At 71.4% G+C, this 16,136-nt stretch carries 14 protein-coding genes; 9 read left to right on the plus strand and 5 right to left on the minus strand.

Going from position 1 to position 16,136, the window contains the following annotated elements; translation table 11 throughout:
- Positions 1-49: 49 nt before the first annotated feature.
- The 4 genes from malQ to kdsA form a co-directional block, all read right to left on the minus strand.
- Positions 50-1,708 (minus strand): 4-alpha-glucanotransferase, encoded by a 1,659-nt coding sequence (gene malQ, locus TsocGM_RS15390; RefSeq protein ID WP_126726349.1) that lies wholly within the window; start codon positions 1,706-1,708, stop codon positions 50-52.
- A gap of 254 nt (positions 1,709-1,962) precedes the next feature.
- Entirely contained in the window at positions 1,963-2,763 is an 801-nt protein-coding gene (locus TsocGM_RS15395) for a sensor histidine kinase (protein ID WP_126726350.1), read from the minus strand.
- A 371-nt stretch (positions 2,764-3,134) separates the two neighbouring features.
- Positions 3,135-4,958 (minus strand): tetratricopeptide repeat protein, encoded by a 1,824-nt coding sequence (locus tag TsocGM_RS15400; RefSeq protein ID WP_126726351.1) that lies wholly within the window; start codon positions 4,956-4,958, stop codon positions 3,135-3,137.
- Positions 4,959-5,116: 158 nt separating this feature from the next.
- Positions 5,117-6,001: a 3-deoxy-8-phosphooctulonate synthase gene (gene kdsA, locus TsocGM_RS15405; protein WP_233578926.1), complete on the minus strand. Its 885-nt coding sequence runs from the start codon at positions 5,999-6,001 to the stop codon at positions 5,117-5,119.
- A 345-nt stretch (positions 6,002-6,346) separates the two neighbouring features.
- On the opposite strand from kdsA, the gene TsocGM_RS15410 reads away from it, so the two are divergent.
- The 6 genes from TsocGM_RS15410 (at position 6,347) to TsocGM_RS15435 (ending at position 11,935) form a co-directional block, all read left to right on the plus strand.
- A complete protein-coding gene (locus TsocGM_RS15410; protein WP_126726353.1) occupies positions 6,347-7,210 on the plus strand; it encodes a fumarylacetoacetate hydrolase family protein in 864 nt (287 codons plus the stop codon).
- On the plus strand, positions 7,207-7,665 hold the full coding sequence (locus tag TsocGM_RS15415; protein ID WP_126726354.1) for a TIGR03067 domain-containing protein: 459 nt from the start codon (positions 7,207-7,209) through the stop codon (positions 7,663-7,665). Before TsocGM_RS15410 ends, TsocGM_RS15415 begins: the two co-directional genes overlap by 4 nt.
- Before the next feature lie 212 nt (positions 7,666-7,877).
- Entirely contained in the window at positions 7,878-9,179 is a 1,302-nt protein-coding gene (locus tag TsocGM_RS15420; protein WP_126726355.1) for a 3-dehydroquinate synthase, read from the plus strand.
- A 65-nt stretch (positions 9,180-9,244) separates the two neighbouring features.
- Positions 9,245-9,928 carry a tRNA (guanosine(46)-N7)-methyltransferase TrmB gene (gene trmB, locus TsocGM_RS15425; RefSeq protein WP_126726356.1) on the plus strand — a complete coding sequence of 228 codons (684 nt, stop codon included), beginning with the start codon at positions 9,245-9,247 and terminating at the stop codon, positions 9,926-9,928.
- A gap of 146 nt (positions 9,929-10,074) precedes the next feature.
- Positions 10,075-10,740, plus strand: a complete 666-nt coding sequence (locus TsocGM_RS15430; RefSeq protein WP_126726357.1) for a lysophospholipid acyltransferase family protein — start codon at positions 10,075-10,077, stop codon at positions 10,738-10,740.
- A 244-nt stretch (positions 10,741-10,984) separates the two neighbouring features.
- Entirely contained in the window at positions 10,985-11,935 is a 951-nt protein-coding gene (locus TsocGM_RS15435; RefSeq protein WP_126726358.1) for a PIG-L deacetylase family protein, read from the plus strand.
- A 22-nt stretch (positions 11,936-11,957) separates the two neighbouring features.
- Here TsocGM_RS15435 and TsocGM_RS15440 read toward each other — a convergent pair whose 3' ends face one another.
- On the minus strand, positions 11,958-12,248 hold the full coding sequence (locus tag TsocGM_RS15440; RefSeq protein WP_126726359.1) for a hypothetical protein: 291 nt from the start codon (positions 12,246-12,248) through the stop codon (positions 11,958-11,960).
- A 202-nt stretch (positions 12,249-12,450) separates the two neighbouring features.
- Here TsocGM_RS15440 and TsocGM_RS15445 point away from each other — a divergent pair, with 202 nt between their 5' ends.
- From TsocGM_RS15445 to rfaE2, 3 genes are all read left to right on the plus strand, one after another.
- Entirely contained in the window at positions 12,451-13,263 is an 813-nt protein-coding gene (locus TsocGM_RS15445; RefSeq protein WP_126726360.1) for a glucosamine-6-phosphate deaminase, read from the plus strand.
- A gap of 180 nt (positions 13,264-13,443) precedes the next feature.
- The gene (gene rfaD, locus TsocGM_RS15450) at positions 13,444-14,391 is read left to right on the plus strand and encodes an ADP-glyceromanno-heptose 6-epimerase (RefSeq protein WP_126726361.1); all 948 of its coding nucleotides are present in this window, start codon (positions 13,444-13,446) and stop codon (positions 14,389-14,391) included.
- A 119-nt stretch (positions 14,392-14,510) separates the two neighbouring features.
- On the plus strand, positions 14,511-15,959 hold the full coding sequence (gene rfaE2 / locus TsocGM_RS15455; RefSeq protein ID WP_199756802.1) for a D-glycero-beta-D-manno-heptose 1-phosphate adenylyltransferase: 1,449 nt from the start codon (positions 14,511-14,513) through the stop codon (positions 15,957-15,959).
- The last annotated feature ends 177 nt before the right edge of the window (positions 15,960-16,136 follow it).

Here is a 16,136-nt window from a genome sequence, read left to right on the forward strand (position 1 = left end):
GGGGCCTCCCCGAGGGATCGGCCCGGGAGGCGGGCCCTCGGAGGATGGCTCAGCGCCCCGATCCGGGATCAGGCGTCCTGGCGGCCGGTGCTGGTGCTTGAGAGCGGGGGTCGTCCCCGGAGGCATGAGCGCCGGGCGCCTCGACTCCGGAGGATCCGAGGCGAGTGCGGTAGGCCTGGGGGATCGGGCCGTTCCAGCGGTTGAACACGGCGGTCAGCTCGGCCAGCCAGGAGCGGATCTCCGGGGTGAAGGCGTCGGCTCGGAATCGCCAGCCCCAGTTTCCCTCGCCGACCCCGGGGGTGTTCATGCGGGCCTCGGAGCCAAGGCCGAGCACATCCTGCAAGGGGGCGATGGCGGTGTCGGCGACCGATCCCCAGGCCAGGCGCACGAAGCCGCGGGGGACGTCGTCGGACCAGCCGGGGCCAAGGTAGCGCCGGACAAAGGAACGCTCCGCCTCGATCTCCTCGATCGGTTGCGTGGTCGAACCGGGGGGGCAGGTGAACCAGCCGAGGGTGGTGTCGTTGTCGTGCGTCCCGGTGTAGGCGACGCAGTTCCGGATGTAGGCGTGCGGCAGGTAGGCGTCGGCCAGCGGATCGTTGCCGAAGGCGAACTGAAGGACGCGCATGCCAGGAAGCCCGAAGTCGTCCCGCAGGGCCTCGACACCGGGGGTGATGACGCCGAGGTCCTCGGCGATCAGCGGCAGGCGGCCCCCGAGCGCCCGGCGGACGGCCGAGAGCAGGGCGTGCCCGGGGGAAGGCTCCCACCCGCATCGACTGTCGGCGGCGTTCTCGGCCTCGACAGGAATCGAGTAGCAGGCCTCCAGCCCCCGGAAGTGGTCGAACCGCAGCAGGTCGAACCGCTCGAGCGCGGTCGAGACGCGGCGGGACCACCAAGCGAACTCGTCCTTGAGATGGGAGTCCCAGCGGTAGAGCGGATTCCCCCAGTCCTGTCCCAGTTCGTTGAAGTAGTCGGGGGGGACGCCCGCGGTGTGCGAGGGGCGGCCGTTGGCATCGAGCCGGAAGAGGTCGCGGTGGGCCCAGGCGTCGGCGCCGTCGAAGGCGACGAAGATGGGGAGGTCGCCGATCAGGCCGATCCCTCGGGCCCGGCAGCGGTCCCGGAAGGATTCCCACTGACGCTCGAACATATATTGTTCGAATCGAACGAAGGCGATTTCGTCGGCGAGTTCTCGGTCGCACCGGCGGAGGGCGTCGGGGACGCGGTCGGCGAGCTCGCGGTCCCACTCGCTCCAGGGGAGGCCGCCGAAACGCCGCTTCAGGGCGTTGTAGCGGCAGTAGTCGTCGAGCCAGTCGGCGGCGCGATGGCGGAAGGCGTCGAACCCGTCGTCGGGCCGGAACCGGGAGGCGGCAAGGCGGAGCAGGCGGCCCTTGGCGGCACCGACGGCGGCGAAGTCGACGCGGTCGGCCGGCAGCTCGGGAACGTCGGCGAGCTCCTCGGGGGTGAGCAGCCCCTGCTCGGCGAGCAGTTCCGGCGAGATGAGCATCGGGTTGCCCGCGAACGACGAGGGGGAAGCGTAGGGCGAATCCCCCGCGCCAGCGGGGCCGACGGGGAGCATCTGCCACCAGCGCTGGCCGGTCTCGACCAGGACGTCGAGGAACCAGTCGGCCGCCGGGCCGAGGTCGCCGATCCCGAACCGGCCGGGCAGGGAGGTCAAGTGCAGCAGGATCCCACTCGCTCGGGGGAGGTCCATCTCGGGGGGCTCCTCGGGGATGGGGCGTCTGGGGACTTCGATCGGGCGGGTGAGGCGGTCGAGCGGGTCGCCAGCGGTCGCCCCCGATCGTACTGGCGGGGGGATTCCTGGACTAGGTGTCCGGCTCCCCAAGAGGAGCGCCCGAACCGATCGGGGAGGCCGAAGCCCGGTCCCCCTCGCCCGCGCTCGAGGCGAGCCGGGGCCCGAATCGGGGGGCGGATCTCGCGTCGGCCCCCACCGAATCGAGGCGGTCGTCAGGCGGCTCCCTGTCGGGCGGGGGCGGGGCAGGTGGGGAGGATGAGCGTGAAGGTCGAGCCGGCCCCGGGGCGGCTCTCGGCCCGGAGGCGGCCGTGGTGGGCCTCGACGATCTCCCGGCAGACGGGGAGCCCGAGGCCGGTTCCACCCAGGCCGCTGGCATCGGGGCCGGTCTTCGTGGTGAAGAAGGGCTCGAAGATGCGGCGGAGGTCCTCCGGGGCGATGCCGACACCGGTGTCGGCCACCGACAGCTCGGCTCGGCGGCCGGCGGGGTCGGTGCCCACCCGGATGCGAAGCTCGCCGCCGTCGGGCATCGCCTGACGGGCGTTGATCACGAGGTTGAGCAGGACCTGCTGGATCTGGGCCGGATTCGTTCGGGAGTACGGACGGCCCTCGGCTCGGTAGTCGAGGGCGATCCGGTGCTTCTGGAGGTCCTTGGCGACCAGCAGCACCACCTCCTCGGTCAGCCGGACCAGGTCGGTAACGCTGCGGCGATCGGCCCGGGGGCGGGCCAGGCCGAGGATGCCCCCGGCAATGGCGGACGCGCGCTGGGCACCCTCCAGGATCTTCTGGAAGGCGCGATCCCGGTAGTCCGGGTCCTTGCTGCGGAGGCCGAGCTTGGCGTAGTTGAGCACGGGCATCATCGCGTTGTTCAACTCGTGGCAGACGCTCCCGGCGAGCATCCCCAGGGCGCTGACCCGCTGGAGCTCGACCACCTGGCGACGGAGGGCCTCGACCTCCTCGCGAAGCGCCTCCGCGTCGATCGGCGACCCCTCGGGCCGATTGGGGTGCGACGGCATGGCGAGTCGCCCTCCTGGCTGGGCTGGATGGCTACCTGGCTGGCGAGGTGGGCCTCGATCGGCCTGCGCCGATTCTTCTATCGTCACCGGAAAGGGCGGATATCCAGCCGGGAGGCCAGGTCGGGGTGTGGGAAGGGGAAGGCCAGGGCCCCGAGGGCTGCTCGGTTCGGCAAGGGAATCGCTCTGCGAACGAAGGGAACAAGGAAGGGCAGGGGAGGAGGAGAGGGGCATTTCCGGATCGAGAGCCTCGATCCCGGCGGGGATGCGGGGGGCGTGTCGACCCCAGCCTCCCCGCCGCCCTTCCGGGAAGATTCGGAGCGGACCCGGCCCGGAATGACCGGCTCAAGCCCCGGGGGGGAGGGGAGCGAAGCTCAGGGAGCCGCCGGGGAGGGGTCGGGCTCGGCAGCGGCGTCCGGCCCGGAGGAGCCGTCGTTCGGAGAGACGGAGGGATCGGCCTCGGCGTCGGAGGGAGGTTCCTCGGCCGGGGAGCCGGCCCCGGGGCCGGGCTCGGGGGGGGCCGGACCGAAGGGGTCGGCGAAGACGAGGGCGTTGGCGCGGAGAAGGTTGCCCTGGGACTGGGGGGTGGTGTTGCTGGCGGCATAGTGGGAGACGGCGCGACGGACGTCCCCCTTGGCCTCGTAGAGCATGCCGAGGTTGGTCTCGGCGCCGAGGCGGAGCAGGGTGGCCGGACGGCCCTTGACGAGGATCGTGTCCTGGGGGGGAAGGCGGAGCGCCTGCTCGAAGAGGTTGATCGCCTGGTCGGGCATCTCGTCGTCAAGCTGGGTGAGAGCGAGGAAGTAGGTGGCGTACAGGTCGATCGACTCGTGGATCTCCTGCCGGACCTGGGGGGCGAGCTGCGGGGCCGATGCCTCGGAGAGATCCCGGCGGAACCGGGCCCGAGTGAACTCCTGCTTGGCCTCGGCGAGGTCGCCTCGGAGCTGCCGGAGCCGGGGGCCGAGCAGGGGGAACTGGGGGTCGAAGTAGTAGTTGACGTACTGGATGGCCTGGACGTAGGCCCCGTCGGTGAAGAGGCGGAACTCCACGGTCAGGGGGAGCTCCCAGAGCTCGACGGACGCGAGCCGATCCCCCAGGGCGGCGGTCCAAGCGTCGCGCTGCTCGGTCGGGTCGCGATGGAGGACCATCCGGTTGGCGCCGGCCAGGTCGTTCTGGAGGAGCCGCATCTTGGGGGCGAAGTACCCCCGGCTGGAGTCGAGGAAGACCCGGATCGTGCCCAGGTCGGCGGCCTCGGTTTCATAAGGGATCGGCGGGGAGGCCAGGTCCAGGCCGTCCAGGAGGCTCGGGTCGTTGGCGGCCTGCTCCAGCGTGGCGACCCCCTGGCCGTCGGGGGAGGGGATCTCCAGGCCGATCCGGGTGTCGAAGAGGTAGGGGGTGCCGTCGACCAGGGCGGCGCAGAGCCAGTAATAGGGGGTCTCTCGCCCCTCGACGTCGTAACCGATCATCGCGGCGTCGACCCCAATCTGGCGGCAGAGGGCGAGGAAGACCCAGGAGCGCTCGGCCCAGGCGTCGCCGGGGATCTCCGAGGCAAAGCCCCGGACGAGCACGTCGTAGGGGCGGGTGGGGACCGGCTTGATCCCCTGCTCGATGAGCACGTCGGGGTAGGGGCCCTCGGGGGGAACCAACTGGACGTGCCGCACCGTCCAGTCAAAGAGGCGGCGGACGCGATCGAGCGTCGTGCCCCCGCCGGCGACCCGCGCGGCGATGTTGTGGTAGAGCAGGCAGTCCTCGATGTGCCGGGCGTCCTTGAGCCCGAACTGCCGGTCCTCGAACTCCTTGACCTGGAAGGGGGAGTCGGCCAGTTGCTCGGTGAGGTAGGAGCGGGCGGCGTCGGTCAGCAGGAACTCGGCGTCGGGCGTGCTCCGGAAGTACTGGTTGAGGTTGGCGGTGGCGATGTCGATGTTCTGGCCGCCCGGGGTCATCGGGGCGCGTTCCAGCAGGCTGACGACGTTGCGCAGCAGGGCCTCCCGCATCGCGGGGTCCATCGCCATGCCTCGGAGCGGGTTGCGGTCGCTGCCGCCGCCGGAGTCGGCCGCCCCGGCCGGGGAATCAGCCCCGCCTCGGGGAGGAGGGACGATCGGGAGACGGTCGCGGTCGCTGCCGCCGCAGCCGAGGGTGATCGCGCCGAGGACCATTGCCAGGCCGATCGGGCCGGGCCAGCGTGGGTGTCGCCTTCGCACGGGGGTCGCTCTCCGGGGCGTCGTCGCGTTGCGACGAGGGGGCGAGGAGTGGCCGAGGTCCCGGATCCGGGGACGGGCCGGGACACTTCGCCCTCCATTGTGACTGATCGCGGGCGACTCGGCGAGCCGGGGGGCGTTGCGAGGCGGCCGCGCCGCCCTCAGCTACGCCCGCCGCCGGCCGAAGGTTCGGGCGCCCCAAGCGGTTCGATCCCGGCCTCGATCGCCTCCCGGATCCGCAGGCAGGTCCGGAGCAAGCCCTCCAGCTCGTCCAGCCGGAGCGAGTTCGGGCCGTCGGAGAGGGCCTCCTCGGGCCTCGGGTGGACCTCCAGGAACAGGGCGTCGGTCCCGGCGGCGACCGCGGCCCGGGCGAGGAAGGGGATCATCTCCCGCTCGCCGGCCGTGACCCCCTGGCCGGCTCCCGGGAGCTGGACCGAGTGGGTCGCGTCGAAGACGACCGGCGCGCCGGTGCCCTGCATGATGGGAATCGAGCGAAAGTCGTTGACCAGCCGGCCATAGCCGAAGGTGGTCCCTCGCTCGGTGAGCAGCACGCCGGCGGCCCCGGCATCGGCGAGCTTGGCGACGACGTGGGCCATGTCCCAGGGGGCCATGAACTGCCCCTTCTTCACGTTCACCGGCCGTCCGGTGGCGGCGGCGGCCCGGAGCAGGTCGGTCTGGCGGGCGAGGAAGGCGGGAATCTGGAGCAAGTCGACGACCTCGGCGACGGGGGAGCACTGGATCGATTCGTGCACGTCGGTCGTCACCGGCAGGCCGGTGGCGGCCTTGACCCGCTCGAAGACGCGAAGGCCCTCGTCGACCCCCGGCCCCCGGAAACTGGACTTCGAGGTGCGGTTGGCCTTGTCGAACGACGCCTTGAAGACGACCGGGATGTCCAGCTCCCGACCGATCCCGGCCAGTCGGTCGGCGATCCGATCGGTCAGGTCGCCCGGCTCGATGACGCAAGGTCCGGCGATCAGGGCCAGCCGCTCCCCCCGGCCGATCCGGGTCGTCGGGCCGATGGAGACGGGGTTGAAAAGCGGTTCCACGGCAGCAGTCCTCCCAGGGGGCCCGGACCTCTCGCCTCGAAGGGTGGGGCGCTCTCGGAGATGGCCCGCCGGACCTCCTCCCCGAGGAGGGGCCATCGCCGCGATCGGCCCAGGCGATCGGGGCCTCTCGGGAATTCTCCCGAGGCGGGCCGCCCCGGCGACCGGGCATCTTACCAGCCCGTCGGGGTGCGGCCAGCCCGGTTCTGAGGACGGAGAGGGAGGACGGAGGCCGTCGCCCCCTGGTCCCGGAGGGGGGATCGGTGTAGCTTACATGTTCCACCCACCCGGCCGGGCACGGGCCCGGTTCCATCGTGCTCTCGTCGCGTTCCGGGAGACAAGTCGACGATGCGCCTGCTGACCGTCGCCACCGATCAAGGCCCGAGGGCCTGCGCCGAGATCGACGGCCGCCTCGTCGACCTCAACGCCGCCGACCCCTCCCTGCCGGGCAGCGTCCGGGAGCTGATCGCCCAGGGGCCCGAGGGGATCGCCCGGGCCCGGGAGGCGGCCCCGGAAGGCTCGGTCCGCTACGACCTGGAGTCGAGCCGGCTGCTGGCCCCGGTCCCCGACCCGAGAAAGATCATCTGCCTCGGGTTGAACTACCGGGACCACGCCATCGAGACCGGCGCCAAGATCCCCGAGGAGCCGATCCTCTTCAGCAAGTACCCGACCGCCCTGATCGGCCACGGGGCGCCGATCCTGCTGCCGAAGGTCTGCCACGAGGTCGACTACGAGGCCGAGCTTGTCATCGTCGTCGGCCGGCCGGGGCGGGACATCCCGGCCGACCGGGCAATGGCGCACGTCGCCGGCTTCGCCGTCGGGCACGACGTCTCGGCTCGGGACTGGCAGCTCCGCAAGCCCGGCGGACAGTGGATGGCCGGCAAGACGTTCGACACCTTCGCCCCGGTCGGCCCGTATCTTGTGACCGCCGACGAGGTTCCCGACCCGCACGCCCTGGGGATCCGGCTGCGGCTCAACGGCCGATTGATGCAGAACTCCAACACCGCGCAATTGATCTTCCGGGTGCCGGAGACGATCGCCTACCTCTCCCAGATCATGACCCTGGAGCCCGGCGACCTGATCTTCACCGGCACCCCTCCTGGGGTCGGCATGGCGAGGAAGCCTCCGGTCTGGCTGAAGCCGGGGGACGTGGTCGAGGTGGAGATTGACGGGCTCGGCACGCTCCGGAACCCGATCGAGGCCCGTCCGTGATCGCCGCCCTGCTGGCCGTTTTGCTGATCGGGGCCGGGGAGGACGAGGCGTCCCTCCCGGACGACCTGGCCCGGCATCAGGGAACCTGGGCGGTCGAGCGCTCGATCCGCAACGGCGAGGACGGCCCCCCCGAGGCGATCCGGGAGATCATCCGGGTGGTCGAGGGGGACCGGATCGTCTGGAAGCGATCGGGAAAGCCCTTCGCGGCCACCCGGTTCGAGCTCGATCCCAAGGCCGAGCCCAAGGCGATCGACCTGATCCCCGAAGGGGGACCGAACCGGGGGAACCGGGTGCTCGGGATCTACTCGTTCGAGGACGGCCGGCTGATCCTCTGCACCTCGGATCCCGGCCGCCCTCGCCCAACCGCCTTCGAGGCCGGGCCGGGGAGCGCGAGGACGCTGATGACCTTCCGGAAGCTCGCCCCCGAGGGTCCGGATGCACCGAGGGGCCCGTGACCGGGGGCCTTCAGGCTCTTGCTCCGGGTCGATTCCCGGGGAAATAATGAACGACGAGTGTTGAACACCCGGCCCCTCGACCCCGTGGTCTGGGTGCGATCGGTCCCTCCTCGACCCGATCCGAATCGGCTCCCCCCCCTTGACCACCCGAGGCCCGGTGCCGGCCCTTCCCCGCCGAGGGGCCGCCTCCGGCCGTAGGAGTGCGCCGCGAGATGACCACCCCGACCGGATCCTCGGAGGAGCGGCTCGACGTACCGTTCTCCGCCCCGTTCGTCCATCGCCTGCGGTTCACCCGGGACGTACTCGGCGCCGAGCCCGAGGTGCTCGCCGAGCTGCTCGAACCCTCCGGCGATCGGCCGGCCCGGGTGCAGTTCTGGGTGGACGGTCACGTGGCCGAGGCCCGGCCGGGACTGATCGAGGCTCTTGGCTGCTTCTCCGAGCGGTTCGCCGACCGGCTCCGCGTCGTCGGATCGCCGATCGTCGTGCCCGGCGGCGAGGCGATCAAGAACGACATCCAGGGACTGGAGGGGATGCTCCAGGCCTTCAACGAGGCGGACCTGGACCGCCGCAGCTACGTCGTCGTGATCGGAGGCGGCGCGGTGCTCGACGCGGTCGGCTTCGCGGCGGCGATCGCCCACCGGGGGATCCGGCTCGTCCGGCTGCCGACGACCACGCTGGCCCAGGCCGACTCCGGCGTGGGGGTCAAGAACGGCGTCAACCTGTTCGGCAAGAAGAACTGGCTGGGGGCGTTCGCCGTCCCCTGGGCGGTGGTCAACGACGAGACCCTGCTCGACTCGCTCCCGGATCGCGACTACGTCTCGGGCTTCTCCGAGGCGGTGAAGGTGTCGCTGCTGAAGGACCCGGCGGCGTTCGACCGCATCTGTCGAGACGCCCGGCGAATCTCCCGGCGCGACCCGGAGGCGGCCGGGCCGGTGATCCGGGACTCGGTGCGGATGCACCTGGACCACATCACCCGGGGGGGCGACCCCTTCGAGGCGCTGGAGGCCCGGCCGCTGGACTTCGGCCACTGGTCGGCCCACAAGCTGGAGCCGCTCAGCGGCTTCTCGCTCCGGCACGGCGAGGCGGTGGCCATCGGCGTGGCGATCGACTCGGTCTATTCCTCGATCGCCCTGGGGCTGGATCCCTCGGCGGCCGACCGCGTCCTCCGCTGCCTGGCGGACCTCGGCCTGCCGCTGGACGACCCGGCGCTGGACGACACCGACCACCTGTTCCTCGGCCTGGAGGAGTTCCGCCAGCACCTCGGCGGCCGGCTCACGCTGACAATGATCCCCGGCGTCGGCCGGCCGATCGACGTGCACGAGGTCGACTACGACGCGATGCGACAGGCGATCGCCACCGTCCGCCTCCGAGCCCGATCGCTCGGCACCCCCCGAGTCCCCCGCGCCAATCCCCCCCTCCATGCCCGACGCTGCTCGAAGTCGGCCGAGCAAGGCAGGCTCGGGGAATCTCGCCCGGGAGCGTTGCTCTGGTCGCTGCGCGAGGCGACGCGGTAGGATCGTCGGTCCCCCCCCGCGCTCGCTTTGACTCGACCCGAAGCCAGGCCAACGCCTCCATCGCCATGCCCCGACGCCGCATCACCGTCGATACGACGGGCACGTTCGTTCCGCTGGACGAGTTGCAGCCTCCGCTCGACTGGCCGACCTTCTTCGGCAACGACCACCCGGTTGAGGTGGAGGTCGGGCCCGGCAAGGGGGTCTTCCTCGCGTCAGCCGGCTCGGAGCAGCCGGGGACGAACTTCGTGGGGGTCGAGCTGGCGAAGAAGTACGCGCTGCACTCCGCGGCGAGGGTGGTGAAGGCGGGCCTGCGAAACGTCCGGGTCGTGGCCGGAGACGCTCAGAAGTTCCTCGACGAGTTCGTGCCCGACCGCTCGGTCGAGGTCCTGCACGTCTACTTCCCCGATCCGTGGTGGAAGAAGCGGCACCGCAAGCGTCGGGTGGTCAACGAGCGATTCGTCTCCCGAGCGGCGCAGGTCGTCCGCCTCGGCGGGGAGCTCCGGGTGATGACCGACGTGGAGGAGTACTTCCGGGAGATCGTCGACGTGCTCGGCGAGCACCCGGCGTTCGAGGCGATCGACGAATCCCGCGTCGAGGCGGGGGACGCCTGGCAATTGCAAACGAACTTCGCCAACAAGTTCCGTCAGGAAGGGAGGCCGTTCTTCGGGGAGCGATACCGGGTGGGGCAGGGGGGATCGCCCCCGGAACCTCCGCTCCGCGAAGCGACGCTGGATGGCTCGGCCCGCTGATCCTCCCCGGGCGTCGCTCCCCGTCCCGAGCTGGCCCAGCGATCCCTCCCCGCTCCAGCTAATCTGGCCGGGTTCTCCCCCATCGGTTAGGCTGCTCGACGCTCCGGAACAACCGGGCTCGCGAGCAGGCACGGAGGCCGAAGGGGATGAAGATCCAGCACCCGATGCTGTTCTCGGCCGTCGGGACGGCCGGGGCGTGGGCGGTTCGTCGCCTGGTGGGGTCGAGCCGCTTTCATTTCCGGTACGAGGACCCGAACGTCAACCCGGAGGTCGCCCGGAGGCTGGGAACGCGCTACATCTACGCGTTCTTCCACGAGGTCATGCTTTTCCCGGCGTACTACTGGGCCTGGCCGGAGATGCAGATCCTCATCAGCGACCATCGCGACGGCGAGTACATCACCCGGGTCGTCCGCAAGCTGGGCTTCGGCGTGGTGCGAGGATCGACCACCCGAGGAGGAGCCCGGGCGCTCCGGGAGATGATCGCCCGGATCGACCGGGGCCACCTTTGCGTCACGCCGGACGGCCCGAGGGGGCCCCGGCGGCACGTGCATCAGGGGATGATCTACCTGGCCTCGAAGACCGGCTGGCCGATCGTGGGGGCCGGTATGGCCTTCCACCGCCCCTGGCGGGCGAAGAGCTGGGACCGCTTCGCCGTTCCCCGCCCGTTCCGGGCCGCCTGCTGCGTCGTCCCGCCGCCAGTGACGGTGCCGCCGGACGTGGACCGGGACGGCATCGAGCACTACCGCCTCGAAGTCGAGCGCCGGATGACCCGGGCGACCGAGGAGGCCGAGGCCTGGGTCGAACGCCTCTGACGGCGATCAGGAACCGAGCCGGGCCGGGCCGGGCGGGCGAGACAGGGCAGGGGGCCTCGGATCACGAGTTGACTCCGGGGCGGGCGGGCCGCACAATGGATGCGGCGGAAATGCCGACCCAAGCCCCATCGCACATGAACAGTTGATAAAATTGGACCTCCTCTCGCCCCGCCCTGCCCGCCCCGGCGGCGCCCGGGACATCGGCGTCCCGGCCGAGTCGCCGCCCCAACGCCCTGGCGAGCCCATGCAACCCGAGTCCCCCCTCTCCGATTCGAGCAGCCGTTGGAAGCCGGTCTACGACGACCTGCTCCGCATCGTTCTGGCCAGCGGGGCTCACGGCCAGCTCGTCGACGTTCGCGAACCGATCCGGAGGGCGGTCCGGGCCGATCGACCCCTGGTGATGCTCTGCCCTCATCCGGACGACGGCGCCATCACCGCCGCCTGCCTGCTGCATGAATTCGCCGTCGAACGTGGCCTGCCGGTGATCGAGGTGCTGGTCTTCGCCGGGGAACGGAACGTGGACGCCCCCTGGCTGAACAACCAGAAGAAGGTCACCGTCCGCGAGAAGGAGTTCCGGCTGGAGTGCGACGTGCTCGGCGCCGAGCCCGTTTGCTGGGACCTGGACGCCTACCGCAGCCCCGGCTACCGCCCGACGGCAGCCGATCTGGACAAGATCGTCGGCTGGTTCGAGCAGCGACGCCCCGGGGCCCTGATCATCCCCCCGGCGACCGACGCCCACATGGCGCACCGGATGACCCGGTGCTTCGCGGCCATCGGCCTGATCGGCGCCGGCCTGGCTGACACGCTGGTGCTCAGCGGCTGGACCCCCTGGGGCCCGCTCCCGCAGCCCAACGCCTTCTTCACCTACGACGAGCAGGCCGAGCGCACCAAGGAGTGGGCGATCAACTGCCACGCCTCCCAGGTGAAGCTGACCGACTACACCGAGTTCTGCAACCACCTCGGCCGCGCCTACGCCGCCTTGACCCGGGAATGGTCCGAGGGGCATCGCCTGGCCGGGGGCCGGACGCCCCGGGCCGACGACCACGCCGCGGGGGTGGAGCTCTTCCGGATCGAGTCGTTCGACCCGACCCGGGCCGACTTGCTGGCCAGCGACCCGATCCAGGTGGCCCTCGGCGTGCTCGGCGGCCACCTCGACCCGAGGGCCATCCGGGAGGCGATCCCGGCCTCGGCCTGAGCCCGAAATCGCTCCCGGCCGATCATCCGGAGTCGGGGCTTGGCTCGGAATCGCTCGCAGAGCAGAGGATCGAGGACGTCATCAGCGGCGACGTTGGCTCCACGCAGGAGGCAAAGACATCAGCGTCGATGCCGACGACCGCCAACGTCGCCCGAAAGAGCAGAGCCACGACCCGAAGCCGGAGCGGACGCTCGTCTCCAGGGAGATCCAGGGCCTGGCCCAGCTCCGGGATTTCGCCCTCCCGCAGCAATTCTCCGCTCCAGTGGCCGGGCTCGTCTCCCGGCAAGGGATAGCGGATCCTTAGGCGAGCCATCGCCGTTGCCTCGTCGAGATCGGGAACCGGCCCGGCATCCTCCACCGAATTTTATGACGAGGAGACGGCGGATACCAGGGGATCCCTGCCGGGGCTTCCTCGAAAGCGGCCCGGCACGTATGCTGGCTCAACCCGCGCCGAACCGGGCTCGATCCTCGACACCGGCCCATGCCCCCCGTTGACACGGAACCCCACGACGACGATGCCCGCACCCAAGCCCTCCCGCTCCTTCTCCATCGACGGCGCCTCGGTCCTGGTCTTCGACGACAAGATCGACGCCTGCTCGGCCGCGGCCGACCGGATCGCGGCGGTGATCCGGGACCGCGTCTCGGCCTCGGGCAAGGCCGTGCTCGGCCTGGCGACCGGGAGCACTCCGGTGCCGGTGTACGATCGACTGGTGGAGGAGCACCGCGCCGGCCGGCTGTCGTTCGCCGGCGTGTCGACCTTCAACCTGGACGAGTATTACCCCATCTCTCCGCTCGACCCGCAGAGCTACCGGTTCTACATGGACCGGCACCTGTTCTCCCGGGTCGACCTGGCCCCCAACCGCTCCCACGTGCCCGACGGCACCGTCCCGGAAGCCGCGCTGGAGGCATACGGGAGGGCGTACGACGGCTGGATCGAGGGCGAAGGGGGCCTGGACCTCCAGCTCCTGGGCCTCGGCCGGAACGGGCATATCGGCTTCAACGAGCCGACGGAGCTGGACCTCGACCGCGCCCTGGCCCTGCCCACCCGCCCGGTCAAACTGCACCCGACGACCATCGCCGACGCCGCCAAGGACTTCGGCGGCGAGGAGCACGTCCCCCGGCGGGCCCTGACCATGGGGATCGCCCCGATCCGGTCGGCCCGGGAGATCCTCGTGCTGGCCTTCGGCCCGAACAAGGCGGGAGCGGTGTCGGGATCGCTGCTCGGGGAGGTCTCGGCTCGGGTCCCCGGCTCGCTGCTCCGCCCGGCCGGCCCCCGGGTGACCTGGATGCTCGACCCCGAGGCGGCCGCCGGCCTCGACCGCCGGTAAGCCGCTCGTCGGCAGAGGCCGGGCCCTCGAGGACCAACCGGCGGCGGGTCGCCGGCTCGCGTTGACGGTCTTGAACCCGTCTGCTACCGTCGGTCGCGCCCGGGGAGGGCCGCCCCCGGGCCGGCCGGGATGCGCCTCGGCCGACCCTCGCCCCGCATCTCCCCCGCGGATCCCCTCGCCATGCACATCGTCACGGGAGCCGCCGGCTTCATCGGCAGCAATATCGTCCGCGCCCTGAACGATCGGGGCATTTCGGACATCCTCGCCGTCGACGACCTCCGCCAGGGGGACAAGTTCCGCAACCTCAAGGACTGCGACCTGGCCGACTACATGGACCTCGCCGAGTTCCGCGACCTGATCCGGTCGGGGAAGTCCATCGGCCCGGTCCAGGCGATCCTCCACCAGGGAGCGTGCGCCGACACCACCGAGTCGGACGGCCGCTTCATGATGGATAACAATTTCACCTTCTCCAAGGAGCTGCTGCGCTGGGCCGTCGACCTTGGCTCGGCCCTGGTCTACGCCTCCAGCGCCTCGGTCTACGGCGCCGGCACGGTCTGCCGGGAGGAGCGTGCCTGCGAAGACCCGCTCAACGTGTACGCCTACTCCAAGCTCCTCTTCGACCGCTACGTCGAGGCCGCCCGGCCCCGCCTGAGGACCACGGTGGTCGGCCTCCGCTACTTCAACGTCTACGGCCCTCGCGAGCAGTTCAAGGGCCGCATGGCGTCCATGGTCCACCAGCTCCACCAGCAGCTCGCCCGAGACGGCGTCGCCCGCCTGTTCGAGGGGACCGACGGCTACGGCCCCGGCGAGCAGCGCCGAGACTTCGTCTTCGTGGGGGACGTGGCCCGGGTCAACCTCTTCTTTGCCGAGGGGCCGCCGAGGGTGGGAGTGTTCAATGTCGGCACCGGCCAGAGCCGGAGCTTCAACGACATCGCCCGCATCCTGATCGAACAGCTCGGTCGAGGGAGGGTGGAATACATCCCCTTTCCCGACACGCTGCGGGGCAAGTACCAGTCGTTCACGCAGGCCGACTTGACCCGACTGCGATCCGTCGGTTACGAGGAGCCGTTCACCTCGCTGGAGGAGGGGATCGCGCGGCTGGTCGCCGCGTCGTCGCCCCCCTGCTGACGGGGCTCCTCCCCGAATCCCGGGGCGGCGAGGATCGGGCCGAGGCGGACGGAACCGCCCGGCGGGCGGGCCGGCGGTGGCAGCCGGCGGCCCAGGAGGCTCAGCGAGGAGCGACTCCCGTGAGCGACTGGTCGAGCGTGCGGGCCCTGGTCATCGGCGACGTGATGCTGGACCGCTACCTGGAGGGGGACGTCGCCCGCATCTCCCCCGAGGCTCCGGTCCCGGTCGTCCGCATGACCCGGGAGTGGTACCGGCCCGGCGGCGCCGGCAACGTGGCTGCCAGCCTCGCCGGCCTCGGCTGCCGCACCACCCTCGCCGGAGCGGCCGGCCAGGACCCCGAGGCCGACCGCCTCCGCCAGGCGCTCAACGAGGCCGGGGTCGCCGACTGCGTCCTCGTCGGCCCCCCCGGCTGCCGGACGATCTGCAAGACCCGGGTCGTCTCTCAGGGCCAGCACCAGCTCCTCCGCCTTGACCAGGACGGCGACCGCCCCGCCTTCCAAGCCGCCGGCGCCACCCTCCGAGCCCGGCTCGACTCCCTGCTCGATACTCAGGATGTGGTCGTCCTCTCCGATTACGACAAGGGCGCCCTCACCCCTGCGCTGGTCCGGGCCACCATCGCCTCCTGCCGAGACCGCGGCCTCCCCTGCATCGTCGACCCCAAGCAGGTCGACTTCCTCGTCTACGCCGGCGCCTCGCTGCTGACCCCCAACCTGCTCGAGGCCCGTCGAGCCGTCGGCCGGCCGATCGACGACGACGACTCGGTCGGCCAGGCCGCCTGCGAACTCCGAGAGCGGCTCGGCCTGGAGGCGATGCTCATCACCCGAGGGGCCGACGGCATGACCCTCGCCACCGCCGGCGGCCTGCACCACTTTCCGGCCGAGGTCCGCGAGGTCGCCGACGTCACCGGAGCCGGCGACACCGTGGCCGCCGTGCTCGCCGCCTGCCTCGGCTCCGGCTCCCGGGTCGAAGACGCCTGCCGCGCCGCCAGCGTCGCCGCCGGCATTGCCGTCGGCCACCCCGGCTGCTACGTCGTCCGCGCCTCGGAACTGGATCGGGCCCTCCGGGGCTGTTCCCCCAAGGTCCGCTCCCCCGAGGCCGCCCGCCAGTGGGCCCTCGACCAGCGCCGAGCCGGCCGCTCGATCGTCTTCACCAACGGCTGCTTCGACATCCTCCACGCCGGCCATCTCGCCTGCCTGGAACAGGCCCGTCGCCTGGGAGACAGCCTCATCGTCGGCCTCAATTCCGACGCCTCCGTCCGGGGCCTCAAGGGCCCGACCCGACCCGTCGTCGGCCAGGACCACCGCGCCGCCCTCCTCGCCGGCCTCTCCTGCGTCGACGCCGTCGTCCTCTTCGACGGGCCCACCCCCGAGGACCTGATCCGCCTGATCGAGCCCCACGTCCTCGTCAAGGGCGGCGACTACGCCCCCGACGGCATCGTCGGGGCCGACTTCGTCCGCTCCTACGGCGGCCGAGTCGCCACCATCCCCCTCGTCCCCGGCCTCAGCACCACCTCCATCCTCGCCTCTTCCCGCGACGCCGATCGCCTCCGTACCGCCGAGTCGGCCTGATCCCAGCAGCCGCTCGCCGTCCTCGTCGTACCCGCACCCTGGGCACCATGGGGTGTGACCGACGAATGATGTGGTTCGCGGCCCCTCCGGACTCGCTTACGCCGCCACCGGGTATCCCTCCCGGCTGAGCCTGCCCCAGAACTGCTCCCAGCGACCCGTCGTGTACGTCAACGCTCT

It is taken from the genome of Tautonia sociabilis (genome assembly GCF_003977685.1).
GTDB classification, from domain to species: Bacteria; Planctomycetota; Planctomycetia; order Isosphaerales; family Isosphaeraceae; genus Tautonia; species Tautonia sociabilis.